We start from the raw sequence: 16204 nt of genomic DNA on the forward strand, positions 1-16204 counted from the left end.
TTCTTAACTACCCGACCAGTGTAAACAGAGGAACGCCCGTATTTTCAACATTTTATATTATACTATACTTCTATAGTTATTACAAGCATTTTTATATTTTTAATTCCATTTATACCCACTTTATTGTATACATGTATATTAAATTTTATTGTATATGTTTTTATTTTTCTTGAGATTTTTTATATAAGTCTAATCGTCTTTCCTTAGTTATTCTTATAGATTCTTCTCGTCTCCACTCATCTATCTTTTTATGATTTCCTGATAAAAGCACTTCTGGTACTTTTAACTCTTCAAACTCTCTAGGTCTTGTGTAATGAGGATACTCCAATAGATTATCTTTAAATGACTCCTCTTCAAATGACTCGTCCTGATTTAATACTCCTGGAATTAACCTTGATATAGAATCTATCATTATAAGTGCAGGCAGTTCTCCTCCAGTTAGTACATAATCTCCAATTGAAATTTCATCAGTTACTATTAAATCAATAATTCTCTCATCTATTCCTTCATAGTGACCACATAAAAGTATTATATCCTCTTGGATAGACATCTCTTTGACTATAGATTGATTGTATACTTTACCTTTGGGAGTTAAATAAATTACTCTTGGATTGTTTATATTATGAGTTTTTATTATATGCTTATATGTGTCATATATAGGTTGAGGAGTCATCACCATACCAGCTCCTCCTCCAAATGGATAATCATCTACTTTTTTATGTTTATTATTAGAAAAATCTCTTATATTATATATATGCACATCAATTATGCCTTTTTCAACTGCTCTTTTCATTATACTTTCATTCATGTATGAATTAAATATTTCTGGAAAAAGCGTCATTATGTGAAATCTCATATTACCACCTAATCTATCATACCCTTAATAGGGTCTATAATCATTTTTCTTTCATCCATATCTATAGTAGGTACAAATTTTTTTATAGCTGGTATCATAAATTCTTTATCTTCTTCACCTTTTATTACATAGACATCATTTGCAGAATATTGAAGTACATCCTCCAAGACTCCTACATACTTTCCTTCTATAGTTAAAACTTCCAAACCAATCATGTCTGCTATAAAAAACTCGCCTTCTTCAAGGTCTCTACTCTCTTCTCTAGACACATACATAAATTTATTTTTTAGCTTTTCTGCTTTTTCTATAGTGTCTATATCTTTTATCTTCATTATAACCATAGAACCTTTATATCTTACATTTTCTACAGTCCACTTGTTGTTTAAATCTTTTCCTAAATAAAAATCTTTCAATTCATCAAATCTATCTATATCATCAGTAAGTGGATAAACTCTTACCTCACCTTTTAGACCTTGTGTGTTTACTATTTGCCCTACCTTAAAATGAGTTAATTTTTCATTCATGTTATCACCTTCTCAAAAAAATTTAATCTTATGTTACCATATCATCATAAATTCTCAAAACTGTACACAGTTATACAAAAAGGACTAGGCACTATACCTAATCCTCCTCTTTACACTATCTCAAGAGAAACTTTTATGTTTTCTCTATTTGCAACAGATCTTACGACAGTTCTTATAGCTTTAGCTATTCTTCCCTGCTTCCCAATAACCTTACCCATGTCATCTTGAGCAACTGTAAGCTTTAAGACGATACCGTCATTGTCTTTAAATTCCTCAACAACAACTGAGTCAGGATTATCAACTAGAGCCTTAGCTATATCTACAACTAGCTCTTTCATATATTTCATCTCCTAAAGTAACCTCAACAATAAGTATTTACTTATACTAATTGCTAAGAGAAAATTATTTTGCTTGTTTAGAAGCTTCGAATTTTTCTATTACTCCATTTTTTACAAGTAATTTTTTAACTACTTCTGTTGGTTGAGCACCAGTAGCTAACCATTTTATAGCTTTTTCATCATTTATTCTTACTTGTTTAGGTTCAGAAATTGGATTATAGTATCCTATTTCTTCTATGAATTTTCCATCTCTTGGAGCTCTTGAATCAGCTACTACTATTCTGTAGAAAGGTTTTTTATTAGCTCCCATTCTTTTTAATCTTATTTTAACTGCCATTACAGTCACCTCCGAATAATTTTTACTATTTTTTATATTTTATTTAAAAAAAGGTAAACCGCCTAAGCCGCCCCTTTTCTTCATACTTTTTTGTGAACCAGCAAACATCTTCATCATTTTTTTCATTTCATTAAGTTGTTTTATAAGTCTATTTACATCTTGAACAGTAGTTCCACTACCTCTAGCTATTCTTTTTTTCCTAGAAGCATTTAATATTCCTGGGTTACGTCTCTCATATGTAGTCATTGACTGAATTATGGCTTTAGTTCTATTCATTTCTTTACCATTCAAGTCTACATCTCCAAGTTGGTCTTTTATATTTCCCATACCAGGCATCATACCAAGTATCTTGTCTAGAGGTCCCATATTTTGTATTTGTTCCATTTGTTGTAAAAAATCTTCAAAATCTAGTTCTTGTTTTTTGATTTTTTGTTCTAATTCCTTAGCTTTTTCTAAGTCCATACTTTCTTGTGCTTTTTCTATTAGGCTTAATACATCTCCCATACCTAATATCCTTGATGCCATTCTGTCTGGGTGGAAAGGTTCTATATCATCTAGTTTCTCTCCCATACCCATAAACTTTATAGGTTTTTGTGTTACTGCTCTTATTGAAAGTGCAGCTCCACCTCTAGTATCTCCATCTAATTTAGTTAATACTACTCCATCAACACCAAGTGCTTCATTGAAGCTTTCTGCAACATTTACTGCATCTTGCCCTGTCATAGAGTCTACAACTAAAAGTATTTCATGTGGCTTAACTTCTGACTTAATTGACTTTAACTCATCCATAAGCACTTCATCTATATGAAGTCTACCAGCAGTATCTATAATAACCAAATCGTTAGCATTTTTAATTGCATGACTTAAACCTGCCTTGGCAATATTTACTGGACTTTCTTTATCTCCCATATTGAATACAGGTATATCCAATTTTTCACCAACAACTTGAAGTTGCTTTATAGCTGCTGGTCTATAAATATCACAAGCCACCAATAGAGGCTTCTTGCCTTGCTTTTTAAAATATCCTCCAAGTTTTCCTGCTGTCGTAGTTTTACCTGCACCTTGCAATCCAACCATCATTAAGATTGTAGGAGGTTTTGAGGAAATCATTACTTTACTTTGTACATCCCCCATTAAACTTGTAAGTTCTTCATTTACAATTTTTATTACATGTTGAGCTGGTGTCAAACTTTGCATAACCTCTTGTCCAACACATCTCTCTTGAACTTTTTTTATAAAATCTTTAACTACTTTAAAGTTAACATCTGCTTCAAGAAGAGCAAGTTTAACTTCTCTCATAGCATTTTTTACATCTGCTTCTGTAAGTTTTCCTTTTGACTTTAACTTACTGAATGCCCCTTGTAGTTTATCCGACAATCCTTCAAATATCATTTTATCATCTCCCTACATACATCTTCTATATTTTCTAGCTTAGGGATTAAATTAGCACAATCTCTATTGTGCAATAAATCTTCTTTAATGTCAATAATTTTATTTCTTATAAATTTAATATTTTTTTCCTGTTCTTGAAGCTTAGATACTAAATGTAGCTTTTCTTCATAATCTCTTAGTATCTTTTCTGAACGTTTCAATGTATCATATACACCTTGTCTTGATACACTTAAATTCTCACTGATTTCACCTAAAGAGTAATCCTCTTCATAGTATAGAGCTACTATCTCTTTTTGCTTATCAGTTAGTAATTCTTTATACTGTTCAAATAACAATCCAATTTCGACCATTTTTTCTATATTCATATCTTACACTTCCTAGCAGTATACTGTAAAGGTTATTTACTTTACACTATTGTATTTTATATCATATAAACACTCTTGTCAACCATTATTTTTAAAAGAATACTAGTTACCAAATAATGCATCTGAAAATGATTTTGCATCAAAATCCTGTAAGTCTTCTACTCTTTCTCCAACTCCAATAAGTTTTACAGGTACATCTACTTCTGACTTTACTGCAAGCACTACTCCACCTTTTGCTGTTCCATCAAGTTTTGTAAGTACTATACCTGTTATATCTGCAACTTCTTTAAATGTTTTAGCTTGAACAACTGCATTTTGACCTGTTGTGGCATCTACTACAAGAAGTACCTCACGCTTTGCTTCTGGAAATTCTCTATCTACTATTTTAAATACTTTTCCAAGTTCATTCATAAGATTAGCTTTGTTGTGTAATCTTCCGGCTGTATCACATATTAATAAATCTGCCTTTCTAGCTTTTGCTGCCTTTATGGCATCAAACACTACTGCTCCTGGATCTGCTCCTTCTTGATGCTTTATTATATCTACATTAGTTCTATTTGCCCAGATTTCTAATTGCTCTGTTGCTGCTGCTCTAAATGTATCTGCTGCTGCTAATAAAACTTTTTTTCCATCTTTTTTATATCTATTTGCCAATTTTCCTATCGTAGTAGTTTTACCTACTCCATTTACACCTACCATTAGGATTATACATGGAGCTGGTTCTATGTCTAATGTAGAGTTTTCATTTGTAAGGATATCTTCAACTATAGATTTAAGTTCTTCTCTTACCTTTATTGGTTCAGTAATTCCCTTTTGCTTTATCTTATCTCTTAGTTTCTCAATTATGTCCATAGTTGTATTTACACCAACATCTGCTGTTATTAAAATTTCCTCTAAATCCTCAAGCAATTCTTCATCTATTTTTGTATATGATTTTAAAACCTCATCTATTCTATCAGTTATTCCTTGTTTTGCCTTTGTTAATCCTTGTTTTAATCTTTCAAACAAATTAACTTTCTTTTCTTCATATTTCTCTTCTTTATTTTCATAATCTTCATGTTCAGTTTCTTCATCATTATTATCATTGTTTAATGCTTCTATTTCACTATCTAGAGAATCATTATTTATTATCTCTTCTACATCTTGTTCATTAGTATCTATCTTATCTTCTATCTCTCTATCTTCTTCAGCACTTTCATCAACAACTTCTTCTTCAGTTTTTTCTGGAATATCTTCTACTTTATCTACAACTTCCTCCTCAAACCCTGAAAAAATTGTTTCTTCTACATTTTCTAAGTTGTCAGCACCAGTTTCTATTTCTTCTTCTGAGCCAACATCTTTTTTTTCTAATTCCTTATCCTTGTCTTTGCCAAAACCAAATAATTTTTTTAACACTATTCTTCCTCCTATGTCAATCTAAGTTATATAATATCAGTTATCTCTTGAGCTTCTTTTAGTTTTAAACTAATAACTTTTGAAATAGCTTTTTCTTGCATTGTAACCCCATATATATAATCAGCAGCTTCCATAGTTCCTCTCCTATGAGTTACTGATATAAATTGTGTCTCTTTAGATAAATCTTTTAAAAATTCTCCAAATCTGAATATATTTGCATCATCAAGTGGAGCCTCAATTTCATCTAATATGCAAAATGGTGTTGGTTTTGTAATTAATATTGCAAATAATATGCTTATTGCAGTTAGAGCTTTTTCTCCACCAGACAGTAGATTTAAATTTTTCATTTTTTTACCAGGTGGTTGAGCTGTTATTAGTATATCACTTTCTAATAAATTTTCTTTATCTAAAATAGTTAATTCTCCACATCCACCACCAAATAGTCTTTTGTACACATACTTAAAGTTTTTACTTATTTCTTCAAATTTAACCTCAAATTCAGATTTCATATTTTCTTCTAATGTATGTATAAGTTTTTCTATTTCCTCCATAGATTCTTCTAAATCTTGTTTTTGTTCACTATAAAAATCATATCTTTCTTTTATTTCTTCATATTCTTTGATAGAATCTATATTTATATTCCCAAGACTTCTTATTTCTCTCTTTAAATTTTCTAAGAATTTTCTATCTATCTCTAGATTTTCATCTTTGATTTCCAATGCTTGTACTAAAGTCATTTCATATTGTTCAAATAACTTATTTATATATGTGTCTTGACTAGTTTTTAATCTTTCTAATCTTCCACCAACCTTAAATAAACTTTCTTTAAGTTCTATATGTTGTCTATCTATAATTTTTAACTCTTTACCAATTTCATCAAAGTTATTTTTCAAGTCATCTTTAGCTATTTTTCTAGTTTCAAGATTTCTATTGCTGTCCCCTAATTGCTTAATTAAGTTTTCTTTTTCTTTTTCTTCAATAGATATAGAGTCTTGTAACTTAACTATTTCTTGTTCTTCATAATTTAATGATTCATCTAATTGTTTGGTTTTTTCTTCTAACTCGTAATTTTCACCAGATATTCTTTTTATATCTCTAACTATACTATTATAAGCTTCTGTTTTCTTTACTAAAGTTAGGTTTAATTCATCAAATTCAGATTTTTCTTTATCATACAAATCATTATATTTTTTTATTTCATCACTTAATATATCAATTTTTTCTTTATTTTGATTGTATGTATTTTCTAATTCTTCCATCTCTTTTTTAACAATATCACTTTTTTCGAGAGTATAATTCAAGTTAGAACCCAAATCACTTTTCTCATTATCTAATCTAGTAATACTAGATTTTAAAGATTCAATCTCAGATTCGATATTTTCTATACTTGTACTCTTTATTATAATGCTTTTTTCTAAATCTTTTACTTCATTTTCAACTAAGTCAATTTCACTTTTTATATTTTTTATATTTTTATTTAGAGATTCTTTTGTAATTTCTAGACCTGAAATCTCAACCTTAACATCATTTATTTTTTCTGTATATTCGTTAATAAATCTTTTTCTTGATAATATATTTCCGTTAGTTTTTAAACTACCTCCTGTTAAAGAACCTCCTGGATTTAAGATTTCACCATCTAAAGTTACTATTTTAAATCTATGACCAGTTTCTTTTGCAAATTTTATCCCTTCATCTATATTATTTATAAATATCGTTCTTCCAAGTATATTTTCAATTATATTTCTATATTTTTCATCAAACGTAATTAAATCACTTGCTATTCCTATAAATTTAGTATTTGCTTTTAAATTTCCCAAACTTATTTTATTTGATTTAATTATATTTAATGGCAGAAATGTTACTCTTCCTAAATTATTCTTCTTTAAATAGTTTATTGCAGATTTAGCACTAAACTCATCATCAGTTATTATATTTTGCATATAAGCACCAAGTGCTGCTTCTACAGATTTCTCATATTTTTCAGGAACATTTATAATCTGTCCTAGCGCTCCATGAATACCTCTTAAATCCTTATTTTTTAATACTTCTTTTACACCTCTATTAAATCCCTCATAATGGTTTTCCATATCTATATAAACATTTAACTTTGAGTTATATCCATTTAGATTGTATTTACTTTTCTGTATTTCATCTTCTATCTTATTGAGTTCATTAATAGAATATTGTAAATCAGCAGTTAATTTTTTATTTCTGTTATTCACATTGTTTAAAGTTTCTTTTTTCATATTAAAGTCTTTATTTATACTATCTAATTCAGAAGATTTTGTTTGGACATTTTGGTTTAACTCTGCTATTTCTGAGTTTATGTTTTCATCTCTGATATTCATATTTTCTTTATTTGCATTTAAAGCAGATAACTTATTACTAAATTCTTGCTTCTTATTTAATATATCTATTATATTTTCTTTAAATAATTCTATATCATTATTTAAAGATTCCAACTTCATCCTTTGATTTTCTTTACTAGATTCTAACTTTTTTATATTCTCTTGTAATATCGATAACTCTTCGCTATTTGAAGACTTATTACTTTCTAATTCTTTTATGTATACCTTATTTTCATTTAGCTTTTCTTTTATATTGTTTATTTCAGAATTTTTTCTATGAATTTCATTTGTAAAGTTTTTTATTCTTTCTTTAATTAAATTTATCTGTGACTCTTTTTTTGATATAACACCTTTAATTGAATTTATATAATCTACAGATTTTTCAATTACATCTTGTAGTACCTCTATCTCCTTATCAACATCTTCTTGTTTTTTCTCTACAACATTTTTTTGTTCTTCTTTTTCTTTAAGTTCTTTTTCAAGAACTTTACTATGCTCATCAACTTCACTCAGTTCTTTTTCTATTCCTTCAATTTCTCTTATAAAATTATTGACTTCTAATATTTTTAATTTTTCACTTATTTCTAAATACTTTTTTGCTTTTGTTTGTTGATTAAAAAGAGGTTTTAATTGATTTTCAATTTCTATATATATATCATCTATTCTTTCTAAATTTTCTTTTGTATTACTTAAATTTCTTTCTGCTTCCTGTTTTTTATATCTATATTTTGATATACCACAAGCTTCATCAAAAACTTTTCTTCTACTTAAAGGATTATTACTCAATATTTCATCTACTTTTCCTTGCTCTATGATTGAATAACCATCTTTTCCAATACCAGTATCTAAAAAGACTTCTTTTATATCCTTTAATCTGCAACTCTTATTATTTAGAAAAAATTCACTTTCTCCATTTCTATAAGCTCTTCTTCTTATAGTCACTTCTGTAAAGTCTAATTCTAATTGATTCTCAGAATTGTCAATAGTAAGAGCTACTTCACAGTAATTCATGGGTTTTTTTGTATCTGTACCTGCAAATATTACATCTTCAAGTTTGTCTCCTCTAAGACTTTTGATACTTTGTTCTCCTAATACCCATCTTACGGCATCAGATATGTTACTTTTTCCACTTCCATTTGGTCCTACTATCGCTGTTATTCCTTCTTTAAAAATAATATCTGTCTTTACTGGAAAGGATTTAAATCCCTTTAACTCTAGTCTCTTTAAATACAAATCGTTTCTCTCCCTTCATTGTTAAAACTAAAGGTTATAAATGTCATACAATTTTCTATGGATGTCTCTCATATTAGCAATAATTAAACTTTTCCCATCTAACACAATTTCTAATTGATTTATATCTAAATCTGATTCTTGTGTTTTTAAAATCACACCAAAATTTTCTTTCATATATTTAATATTTGTTTTTTTATTTCCTATTATTTTAGAAATATTCTTTTTATTAGACTTCACCAACACGTTATTTATATTTTTATTTTGTAAAATAAGAAATTCTAAATAATCTTTTATCATCTCAGCTTCTACTAATTCTCTAAAAGCAGGGTGATATGGACCCGCTAAGACAGCTTTTCCCATTTGTATATCATCAGTAGCTTGAAGCCCGACTCTTATTACATTTATATCATTAACATAAAATAATACAAGTACTTTTTTTACTATTCTTATACTCTCGTCAAGTGTAAATGGCTTATATTCGTTTTGCTCCATCAATTTTTCCAGACCAGTCTCTTTTACCACTAAAGTTGGATAAATTCTTACACAATCTGGTCTAAGCTCTACAAATTTTTTGGCTGTAAATATGCATTTTTCTTCTGTATCAGCTGGAAGCCCAACCATCATTTGTAAACCAAGTTTAATTCCACTATTTTTTATCAACTTTGAACTCTTATATACAATTTCTGACTGATGACCTCTAATACTATCTAACAATACTTTTTCATCTAAGGATTGTACTCCAAGCTCTATTATACTTGTCTTATATTCTTTTAACATTTCCAATATTTCTTCACTAATACAATCTGGCCTTGTGGACATTCTAATATCTTTTATAAAACCTTTTTCTACATATTCTTTGGCAACAGCTAATAAACTTTTTTGTATATCTACATCTATGGCAGTAAAACTTCCACCAAAAAATGCTATTTCTACATCAGCATCCTTATCTATAGTCTTTAGACATTCTTCAATTATATTTCTTGCATCTTCACTAGTAACATCAGTACTCACACCTGTTATTTTTTTTTGATTACAAAATATACAATCATGAGGACAACCTTTGTGAGGAACAAATATAGGTATAATTCTCTTTTTCATCTACAACATCCTTCTAATCTAAATATTTCTTTTTATATTTTTACATATTATATTTATTTTTCCCATAATTTTTTCTTTAAAGCTACTTTAGCAGCCAATTGTTCTGCTTCTTTTTTACTTTTACCTTCTCCTATCCCCAAAACACCTTCATTAATTCCCACTTCCATAACAAACCTTTTATTATGGTCTGGTCCTTTTTCTTCTATAAGCCTATACCAAATATTATTTTCTCCATTTCCTTGTAATACTTCTTGAAGATGTGTTTTATAGTCTCTAAATATATTTCCCTTTCTTGAATCGTAAATTATATTTTCCATATGGTGTAATATAAATTGTCTTGCACTTTCAAATCCTCCATCAAGATATATTGCTGCTATTACAGCCTCAAATGCATCTGCTAATATTGAAGTTCTATGTCTACCTCCAGTAGCTTCTTCACCTCTACCCAGTAACATATGAACCCCTAAATTTATATCATTTGCAACTTCACTTAATGAATCCTCACAAACTATATTTGCTCTAAGCTTAGTCAATTCCCCTTCGGGCAGATTAGATTCTTCATTAAATAAATAATCACTTATCACTATGCCTAAAACTGAATCTCCTAAAAATTCTAATCTTTCATTAAAATTATATCTCTTATTTTCATTAGAATATGAACTATGTGTAAGAGCTTCTAGTATATATTCTTTATTTTTAAATTTATAATTTATAACATCTTCAAATCTTTGTATATTATCTAGTAATTTTTTACTTATCTTCATTATTACATCCCTCCAAAATCCTATTCTATAAATTCTAGTGTACTATTTTTGTGCAACTATTGCAAAACCAAAATCTAAAATACTTGTCCTCATAAAAATAAAACTACCTATGAAACAAAATATCTCATAGGCATCATAGGCAGTTTTATTTCTTATGAATTTTTATTCTCTATCATCACAATTCGAACAACCACCACATGTACAATCATCATCATCATAATCATCTTCTGATGATAATATTACAGCCTTACAATCAGGACAAACAACATCTACGTCATCATCATATAACAAATCTTCGTCTATTTCTACTAATTCTCCACAATTTGGGCATTCCATTTCTATATAGCTGAAGTCCTCATCGTCATCATTTTCTTCATCTTCTTCGTAAAGGTCATCTTCCATGTCAGCAATATCTTCTTCTAAATCTGCTAAATCTTCGTCTATAGATTCAACAAAATCTTGAAGTTCTTCCTGTTCTTCATCCAATGTTACAATAGCTTCTGCAAATACTTCTAATGCATCAACTATTTTATGTATCATTTTCCCTTCTTTACTTTCAGTGCTTATTTCTAAACCTTCTGCTAAACCTTTTAAGTATGCAACTTCTTCATATAAATGTTTCATGTAACACCCCTCGCTTTCTTTTTAATATATAAACTAAAAGCTCATATATCTTATATTATTAAGACATATAAGCTTTTATATACATAAATTTTTATACTCTTGATAAATATTCACCTGTTCTAGTATCTATCTTCACTTTATCTCCAGTATTTATAAATAATGGAACTTGAACAACTGCTCCAGTTTCAACTGTAGCTGCTTTAGTTACATTACTTGCTGTATCACCCTTTATTCCTGGCTCTGTATCTACAACTTCTAGTTCTGCAAAGTTTGGAGCTTCCACTTGGAATGGTTGTCCTTGATAAAATCTTATTGTAGCAACTTCATTTTCTTTTAAGAATTTAATTGCATCTTCAACTTGATCATAGTTTAATGGTATTTGTTCAAAATTTTCTTGGTCCATAAAATAATATAACTCACCATCATTGTATAGATATTGCATTTGTCTTGTATCTATTACAGCTTTAGGGAATTTTTCACTTGGATTAAAACTTTCTTCTCTTATAGCTCCTGTTTTTAAATTTCTGTATTTAGTCCTAACGAAAGCAGCTCCTTTACCTGGCTTAACGTGTTGAAAATCAACTACTAAACATGGTTGTCCATCTTTTTCAAATGTAACACCTTTTCTAAAATCACCTGCTGATACCATTTTTTGTTCCTCCATATTAAAATAAATTTCTTATTTTTTAGTAAATTTTACATTACTATGCCTTTAAAATTATATCTCTTACTTGAATTCTGTCAAGTCAGGATTACAAATTTTTACTAATATCATAATATCATAAGTTATACAATATAAACAAGTATTTGGCAGATTACTTATCCTATATTTTTATTATTTACATCTATAATCACACTTTATACATTTTATATGTTGATATTATTTATCTCTACAACTATACTTTCCACTATTACTCATTACTTTTTATTTAAAAACAATGGATAAACATAATTTTTTAGATTTTTACAGAATAACTTTTATGAAAATTTAAAACATTTTTCTTCATTAATAATACTGTTACTTAAAAATTATACTGTTACTTAAAATTATACATTTTTAATAAAATTCCATATTTTTACTTTAAACTCAGTTTCATATCTTTGATTACGTTTTGATAATTTCAAGATTATATTAATATATTCTCCATTATTAGACATTGAGACATACATTTCATCTACATAATCACCAATTTCATATCCACCAGCTTGACTACTTTCACCATTTAAAGAATTTACAAACAACTTATTTCGTCTCTCATTTAATATAATTTCTTTGTTGCTTGTATATTCTTCATTATAAGTTGTATTTTCATCTATATATCTACATTTTATGGATGTCATTTTTTTTAAACCTTCATCATTAGAAGATAAGTTTATTATCCCCTTAGAATTACCAATGATTCCTTCTATAGATTTTGTAATTTCAATACTTTGTTGTTGTAACTCTATTTTATCTTCTATTTTAACTTTTAAATTCATTGTAAGTATAAATATAGAATATAAAGTTATCACCAGTACTACAATTACAGTTAAAGATACTGCACTTTCTAAAAGTAAATATCCACATTTACGTTTCATATTTTCCCTCTTTCAAAAGTACTCTTCCACTTACAGGTGTTATTGTTATAGTTTTATTTAATCTACCATTATATATCTCTATTGTAGTTGCTCTTTGAGGTGAGCCATCAGATTTAAATTTTATAGTTTCAATACTTCTTGCGATTCTTACATTTCTAGGCAGTACTATGGATTTAACATCTTTGCCATCTTTTCTCAATACATATCCTTCTTGTTCCTTTTGCTTTATATAGTATATATATGTATTGTAGTTGCTAAACATATTAATTCGTCTAACATACCTTATATCTGAACAAAGTTGACGTGCAAATAAATTTATTTTATGATTTTCAAGATTATCTTTTGGAAAACATATTGTAGTTATCAATAGTATTATACTTATGGATACTACTAATTCTATTACAGTCACATTCCTTCTTTTTTCAAAGTTATACACCCCTATACTTATATATATATACTAAGTTTTTTTCATCAAAGTTCTTTTTTATATTTTCTATTATCTCTTGGTCGATTTCTTCTTCTCCATTAGTGTTTTGATTATCAAAATCTTTACTGTCAGTCTCAAATATAGTTGAAAGTTCTATTTGGTCAAACGATTTAGACTCATCAGATGTTTCAATAAAATCTTTATCACTATAATCAGCCTCTGTATAATCTTTAATATCAACTCCTACCCATGGATTTTTAATTTTCACGCTCACTTTTATTACTTTTAAAAAGTCTTTCTCTCTAGCTGTACTTGTTATGTCAAATTCAAAAAAATCTCCTTTGTCATATATAGTATTGTTTTCTATTTTTAAATGAACTTCTTCTAAATTACTATAAGATATATCTTTTATTTTTTTTATACAATCAATCATATTATTTCCTAAGAAATAGTCTCTAAATTCTTCTTCATTATTAGATATATTAATAGCTTCTTCCACACAGCAAAGAACATTACTTATTGATATTTCTATACCACTTAAAGAAACTTCCCTTAACTTAGCATCTTTATATTCTAATTCAAATAAGTTATCATTACTATAAATTAAACCTATACACATAATACATACAGTGCTTATAATAGAAAATATTATCAATGCTATTATTAATATAGAACCTTTATTATTTCGTAACATAACTCTTAAATCTTAATTGTTTTAAATCACTCTTAATTTCCATATTTATCTCATAACATTGATAATAGTTTAAAATTTGTTTCACTGTGCTATTTATCTCATAACCTTTTATGTAGTTTTTATTTATTTCATCCTCAGTCAATTGATATTCATTATTTTTTATTTTATATTTCTCATCTTCCAAGTATTTCTTTGCAATATTTAACATTTCTCTATTGGATACATTTTTACTAATAAAACTATAGCAGTTATATAAAGATGTAGATACCAAATACACAGCTACATATAATATGGCGATACTCATTATACATTCAATTGATATAAAACCACTCTTTTTCATTTTCAATAATAAAAAACCTCTCATTAATATTTTTATTCTATAGATTAAATCTTAAGGATTTAGTTATAAATTCTTTTCATAAAGCTCTTTTATACAACTATTTTCATTACTATCTAACTTTATTCCAGTCCATATACAAAATGCACTTAGACCTTGATTTATTAACATATCAATTCCAAATATAACATCTAAATTGTATTTTCTCGCCCATTTTATAAGGCTTGTTTCATGAGGCTTGTATACTATATTACATACTAGTATTTTTTTGCTTGGAATCAATGATTCATCTATTGGACATAAGTTATTCCCCATACCTATTGGTGTAGTATTTATAAGTATATCAATTTTGCTTAAATCATTTTTATCAACTTCTTTAGTGCTATAGACTACATCTAATTTAAAACTGGATTTTATTATATTTGATATTTCCCTTGCTTTATCTATACTTCTATTTCTTATTTCTATAGATTTTACATTGTTAAATGCAAGTTCAATAGCAATACTTCTACACGAACCTCCACAACCTAATATCATGACCTTTTTGTCTTTTAGGTCAAACCCATTTTCAATTACAGCTTTTACAAATCCAACTCCATCAGTATTATATCCTTTTAATCTACCTCCTTCATTCTTAATCGTATTAACTGCTCCAACTAATTTTGCTTTGTAATCAATATAATCCAAGTATTTAATTATATTTACCTTATGAGGTATTGTCACATTACAACCCTCTACACCCATACTTTTTATGGACTCTACTGTTTTCCATAAGTCTTTTGACTCTACATCAAAGCATACATAAACATTATTTTGTTTGTATTTTTCAAATAAGTAATTATGCATGATTGGTGAAAAACTTTGTTTCACTGGATGTCCTAAAAGACATATAAGCTTTGTTTCGCTATTTATAATCATATCTTTCTCCCTTTTATTTATTGACATCTAAAATTCAATTTATACCAAATAAACTAATAATTTATCCGTCTTATTTTTTATATATTCAACAAAAAATCAAACTTAAATTCTTCTTTTTAATGTTATATTACAGCCAAAAGTTTGTAAATATATGTTTTAAATTCTAACAGTATACATATTATTTTATTGAATAACAGTCAACTTGGATAAGTCTCCTTCATATAATTTAAAGTGACCGTTAAAAAGGGGGGTGACTTATTGGCAGCGCTTAAATCTTTTGAAAAACCCTTAACCCCTGAAGAAGAGATTGAGTATTTAACTAAATTTAAAATAGAAAATGATAAAAGTGCAAAAGATATATTGATTGAAAGAAACATGAGATTAGTAGCTTATATCGCAAAAAAATATAACAATTCGACAGAAGATCAAGATGATTTAATATCTATAGGTACAATAGGATTAATAAAAGCTATAGAAACTTATAATATAGATAAAGGAACTCGATTGGCAACATACGCTTCTAGATGTATTGAAAATGAAATTTTAATGAATATCAGATCTAACAAAAAAAACAAATCACAAGTATCTCTACAAGACCCTATCGGAACAGATAAAGAAGGTAATGAAATAAACACTATTCTTTATATGTAATTTTTTATTATCTATTATTTTGTTTTCACCTATCTTAGGCTTTGGTTACAAAGTAGTATTTTCACCTCTTTTGAATGTCAAATATGGTTCTAAACTATGCACATGAGAATTTTAGATTCTACAATAAATCCATAAAATATCATATAAATAAAGAATTATTAAAAAATTAGTATAAAGCTTTTTAAAAAACTAAGTGTATGAATTAAGATCTGTTATCTAGATACAAGTTATTGATAAATAAGTATTATAGATATAAAAAATATGAAAAAAGTATCTCAGGTTTAAAGAGATACTTTTTTGTAGTTAAATTATGATTTTTTTTAAA

General features: G+C 27.5%; 18 protein-coding genes. 1 reads left to right on the forward strand and 17 read right to left on the reverse strand.

All coding sequences use genetic code 11. The features are described from left to right. Window positions 1–160: 160 nt before the first annotated feature. The 17 genes from trmD to aroE form a co-directional block, all read right to left on the reverse strand. The gene (gene trmD, locus JJC01_14460; GenBank protein UDN57368.1) at window positions 161–856 is read right to left on the reverse strand and encodes a tRNA (guanosine(37)-N1)-methyltransferase TrmD; all 696 of its coding nucleotides are present in this window, start codon (window positions 854–856) and stop codon (window positions 161–163) included. Between the two features lie 8 nt (window positions 857–864). Beyond that, complete coding sequence (gene rimM, locus JJC01_14465; protein UDN57369.1) at window positions 865–1380, reverse strand: 16S rRNA processing protein RimM; 516 nt, start codon at window positions 1378–1380, stop codon at window positions 865–867. 110 nt (window positions 1381–1490) lie between these two features. Then, the gene (locus JJC01_14470) at window positions 1491–1718 is read right to left on the reverse strand and encodes a KH domain-containing protein (protein UDN57370.1); all 228 of its coding nucleotides are present in this window, start codon (window positions 1716–1718) and stop codon (window positions 1491–1493) included. Window positions 1719–1782: 64 nt separating this feature from the next. Then, the gene (gene rpsP / locus JJC01_14475; GenBank protein UDN57371.1) at window positions 1783–2055 is read right to left on the reverse strand and encodes a 30S ribosomal protein S16; all 273 of its coding nucleotides are present in this window, start codon (window positions 2053–2055) and stop codon (window positions 1783–1785) included. A gap of 39 nt (window positions 2056–2094) precedes the next feature. After that, window positions 2095–3447 (reverse strand): signal recognition particle protein, encoded by a 1353-nt coding sequence (ffh, locus tag JJC01_14480; protein UDN57372.1) that lies wholly within the window; start codon window positions 3445–3447, stop codon window positions 2095–2097. Next, window positions 3444–3812, reverse strand: a complete 369-nt coding sequence (locus tag JJC01_14485; GenBank protein ID UDN57373.1) for a YlxM family DNA-binding protein — start codon at window positions 3810–3812, stop codon at window positions 3444–3446. Before JJC01_14485 ends, ffh begins: the two co-directional genes overlap by 4 nt. 102 nt (window positions 3813–3914) lie before the next feature. Continuing rightward, window positions 3915–5207, reverse strand: a complete 1293-nt coding sequence (gene ftsY / locus JJC01_14490; protein ID UDN57374.1) for a signal recognition particle-docking protein FtsY — start codon at window positions 5205–5207, stop codon at window positions 3915–3917. 26 nt (window positions 5208–5233) lie between these two features. Then, window positions 5234–8788 (reverse strand): chromosome segregation protein SMC, encoded by a 3555-nt coding sequence (gene smc, locus JJC01_14495; GenBank protein ID UDN57375.1) that lies wholly within the window; start codon window positions 8786–8788, stop codon window positions 5234–5236. 27 nt (window positions 8789–8815) lie between these two features. Continuing rightward, window positions 8816–9886 carry a radical SAM protein gene (locus JJC01_14500; protein ID UDN57376.1) on the reverse strand — a complete coding sequence of 357 codons (1071 nt, stop codon included), beginning with the start codon at window positions 9884–9886 and terminating at the stop codon, window positions 8816–8818. 53 nt (window positions 9887–9939) lie between these two features. Beyond that, complete coding sequence (locus tag JJC01_14505) at window positions 9940–10650, reverse strand: ribonuclease III (protein UDN57377.1); 711 nt, start codon at window positions 10648–10650, stop codon at window positions 9940–9942. A 162-nt stretch (window positions 10651–10812) separates the two neighbouring features. Then, the gene (locus tag JJC01_14510; protein UDN57378.1) at window positions 10813–11274 is read right to left on the reverse strand and encodes a zinc ribbon domain-containing protein; all 462 of its coding nucleotides are present in this window, start codon (window positions 11272–11274) and stop codon (window positions 10813–10815) included. Between the two features lie 91 nt (window positions 11275–11365). Continuing rightward, on the reverse strand, window positions 11366–11923 hold the full coding sequence (gene efp, locus JJC01_14515) for an elongation factor P (protein UDN57379.1): 558 nt from the start codon (window positions 11921–11923) through the stop codon (window positions 11366–11368). Window positions 11924–12321: 398 nt separating this feature from the next. Further along, window positions 12322–12852, reverse strand: a complete 531-nt coding sequence (locus JJC01_14520; GenBank protein UDN57380.1) for a hypothetical protein — start codon at window positions 12850–12852, stop codon at window positions 12322–12324. After that, complete coding sequence (locus JJC01_14525) at window positions 12842–13261, reverse strand: hypothetical protein (protein ID UDN57381.1); 420 nt, start codon at window positions 13259–13261, stop codon at window positions 12842–12844. The genes JJC01_14520 and JJC01_14525 overlap by 11 nt, the downstream gene beginning before the upstream one ends. Window positions 13262–13280: 19 nt before the next feature. Further along, window positions 13281–13973 (reverse strand): hypothetical protein, encoded by a 693-nt coding sequence (locus JJC01_14530; GenBank protein UDN57382.1) that lies wholly within the window; start codon window positions 13971–13973, stop codon window positions 13281–13283. Beyond that, complete coding sequence (locus JJC01_14535; GenBank protein UDN57383.1) at window positions 13960–14319, reverse strand: hypothetical protein; 360 nt, start codon at window positions 14317–14319, stop codon at window positions 13960–13962. Before JJC01_14535 ends, JJC01_14530 begins: the two co-directional genes overlap by 14 nt. Before the next feature lie 57 nt (window positions 14320–14376). Further along, complete coding sequence (gene aroE, locus JJC01_14540; GenBank protein UDN57384.1) at window positions 14377–15228, reverse strand: shikimate dehydrogenase; 852 nt, start codon at window positions 15226–15228, stop codon at window positions 14377–14379. 258 nt (window positions 15229–15486) lie between these two features. On the opposite strand from aroE, the gene JJC01_14545 reads away from it, so the two are divergent. After that, window positions 15487–15879 carry a sigma-70 family RNA polymerase sigma factor gene (locus JJC01_14545; protein UDN57385.1) on the forward strand — a complete coding sequence of 131 codons (393 nt, stop codon included), beginning with the start codon at window positions 15487–15489 and terminating at the stop codon, window positions 15877–15879. Window positions 15880–16204: the final 325 nt, after the last annotated feature.

It is taken from the genome of Clostridioides sp. ES-S-0010-02, assembly GCA_020641055.1.
GTDB lineage: Bacteria > Bacillota > Clostridia > Peptostreptococcales > Peptostreptococcaceae > Clostridioides.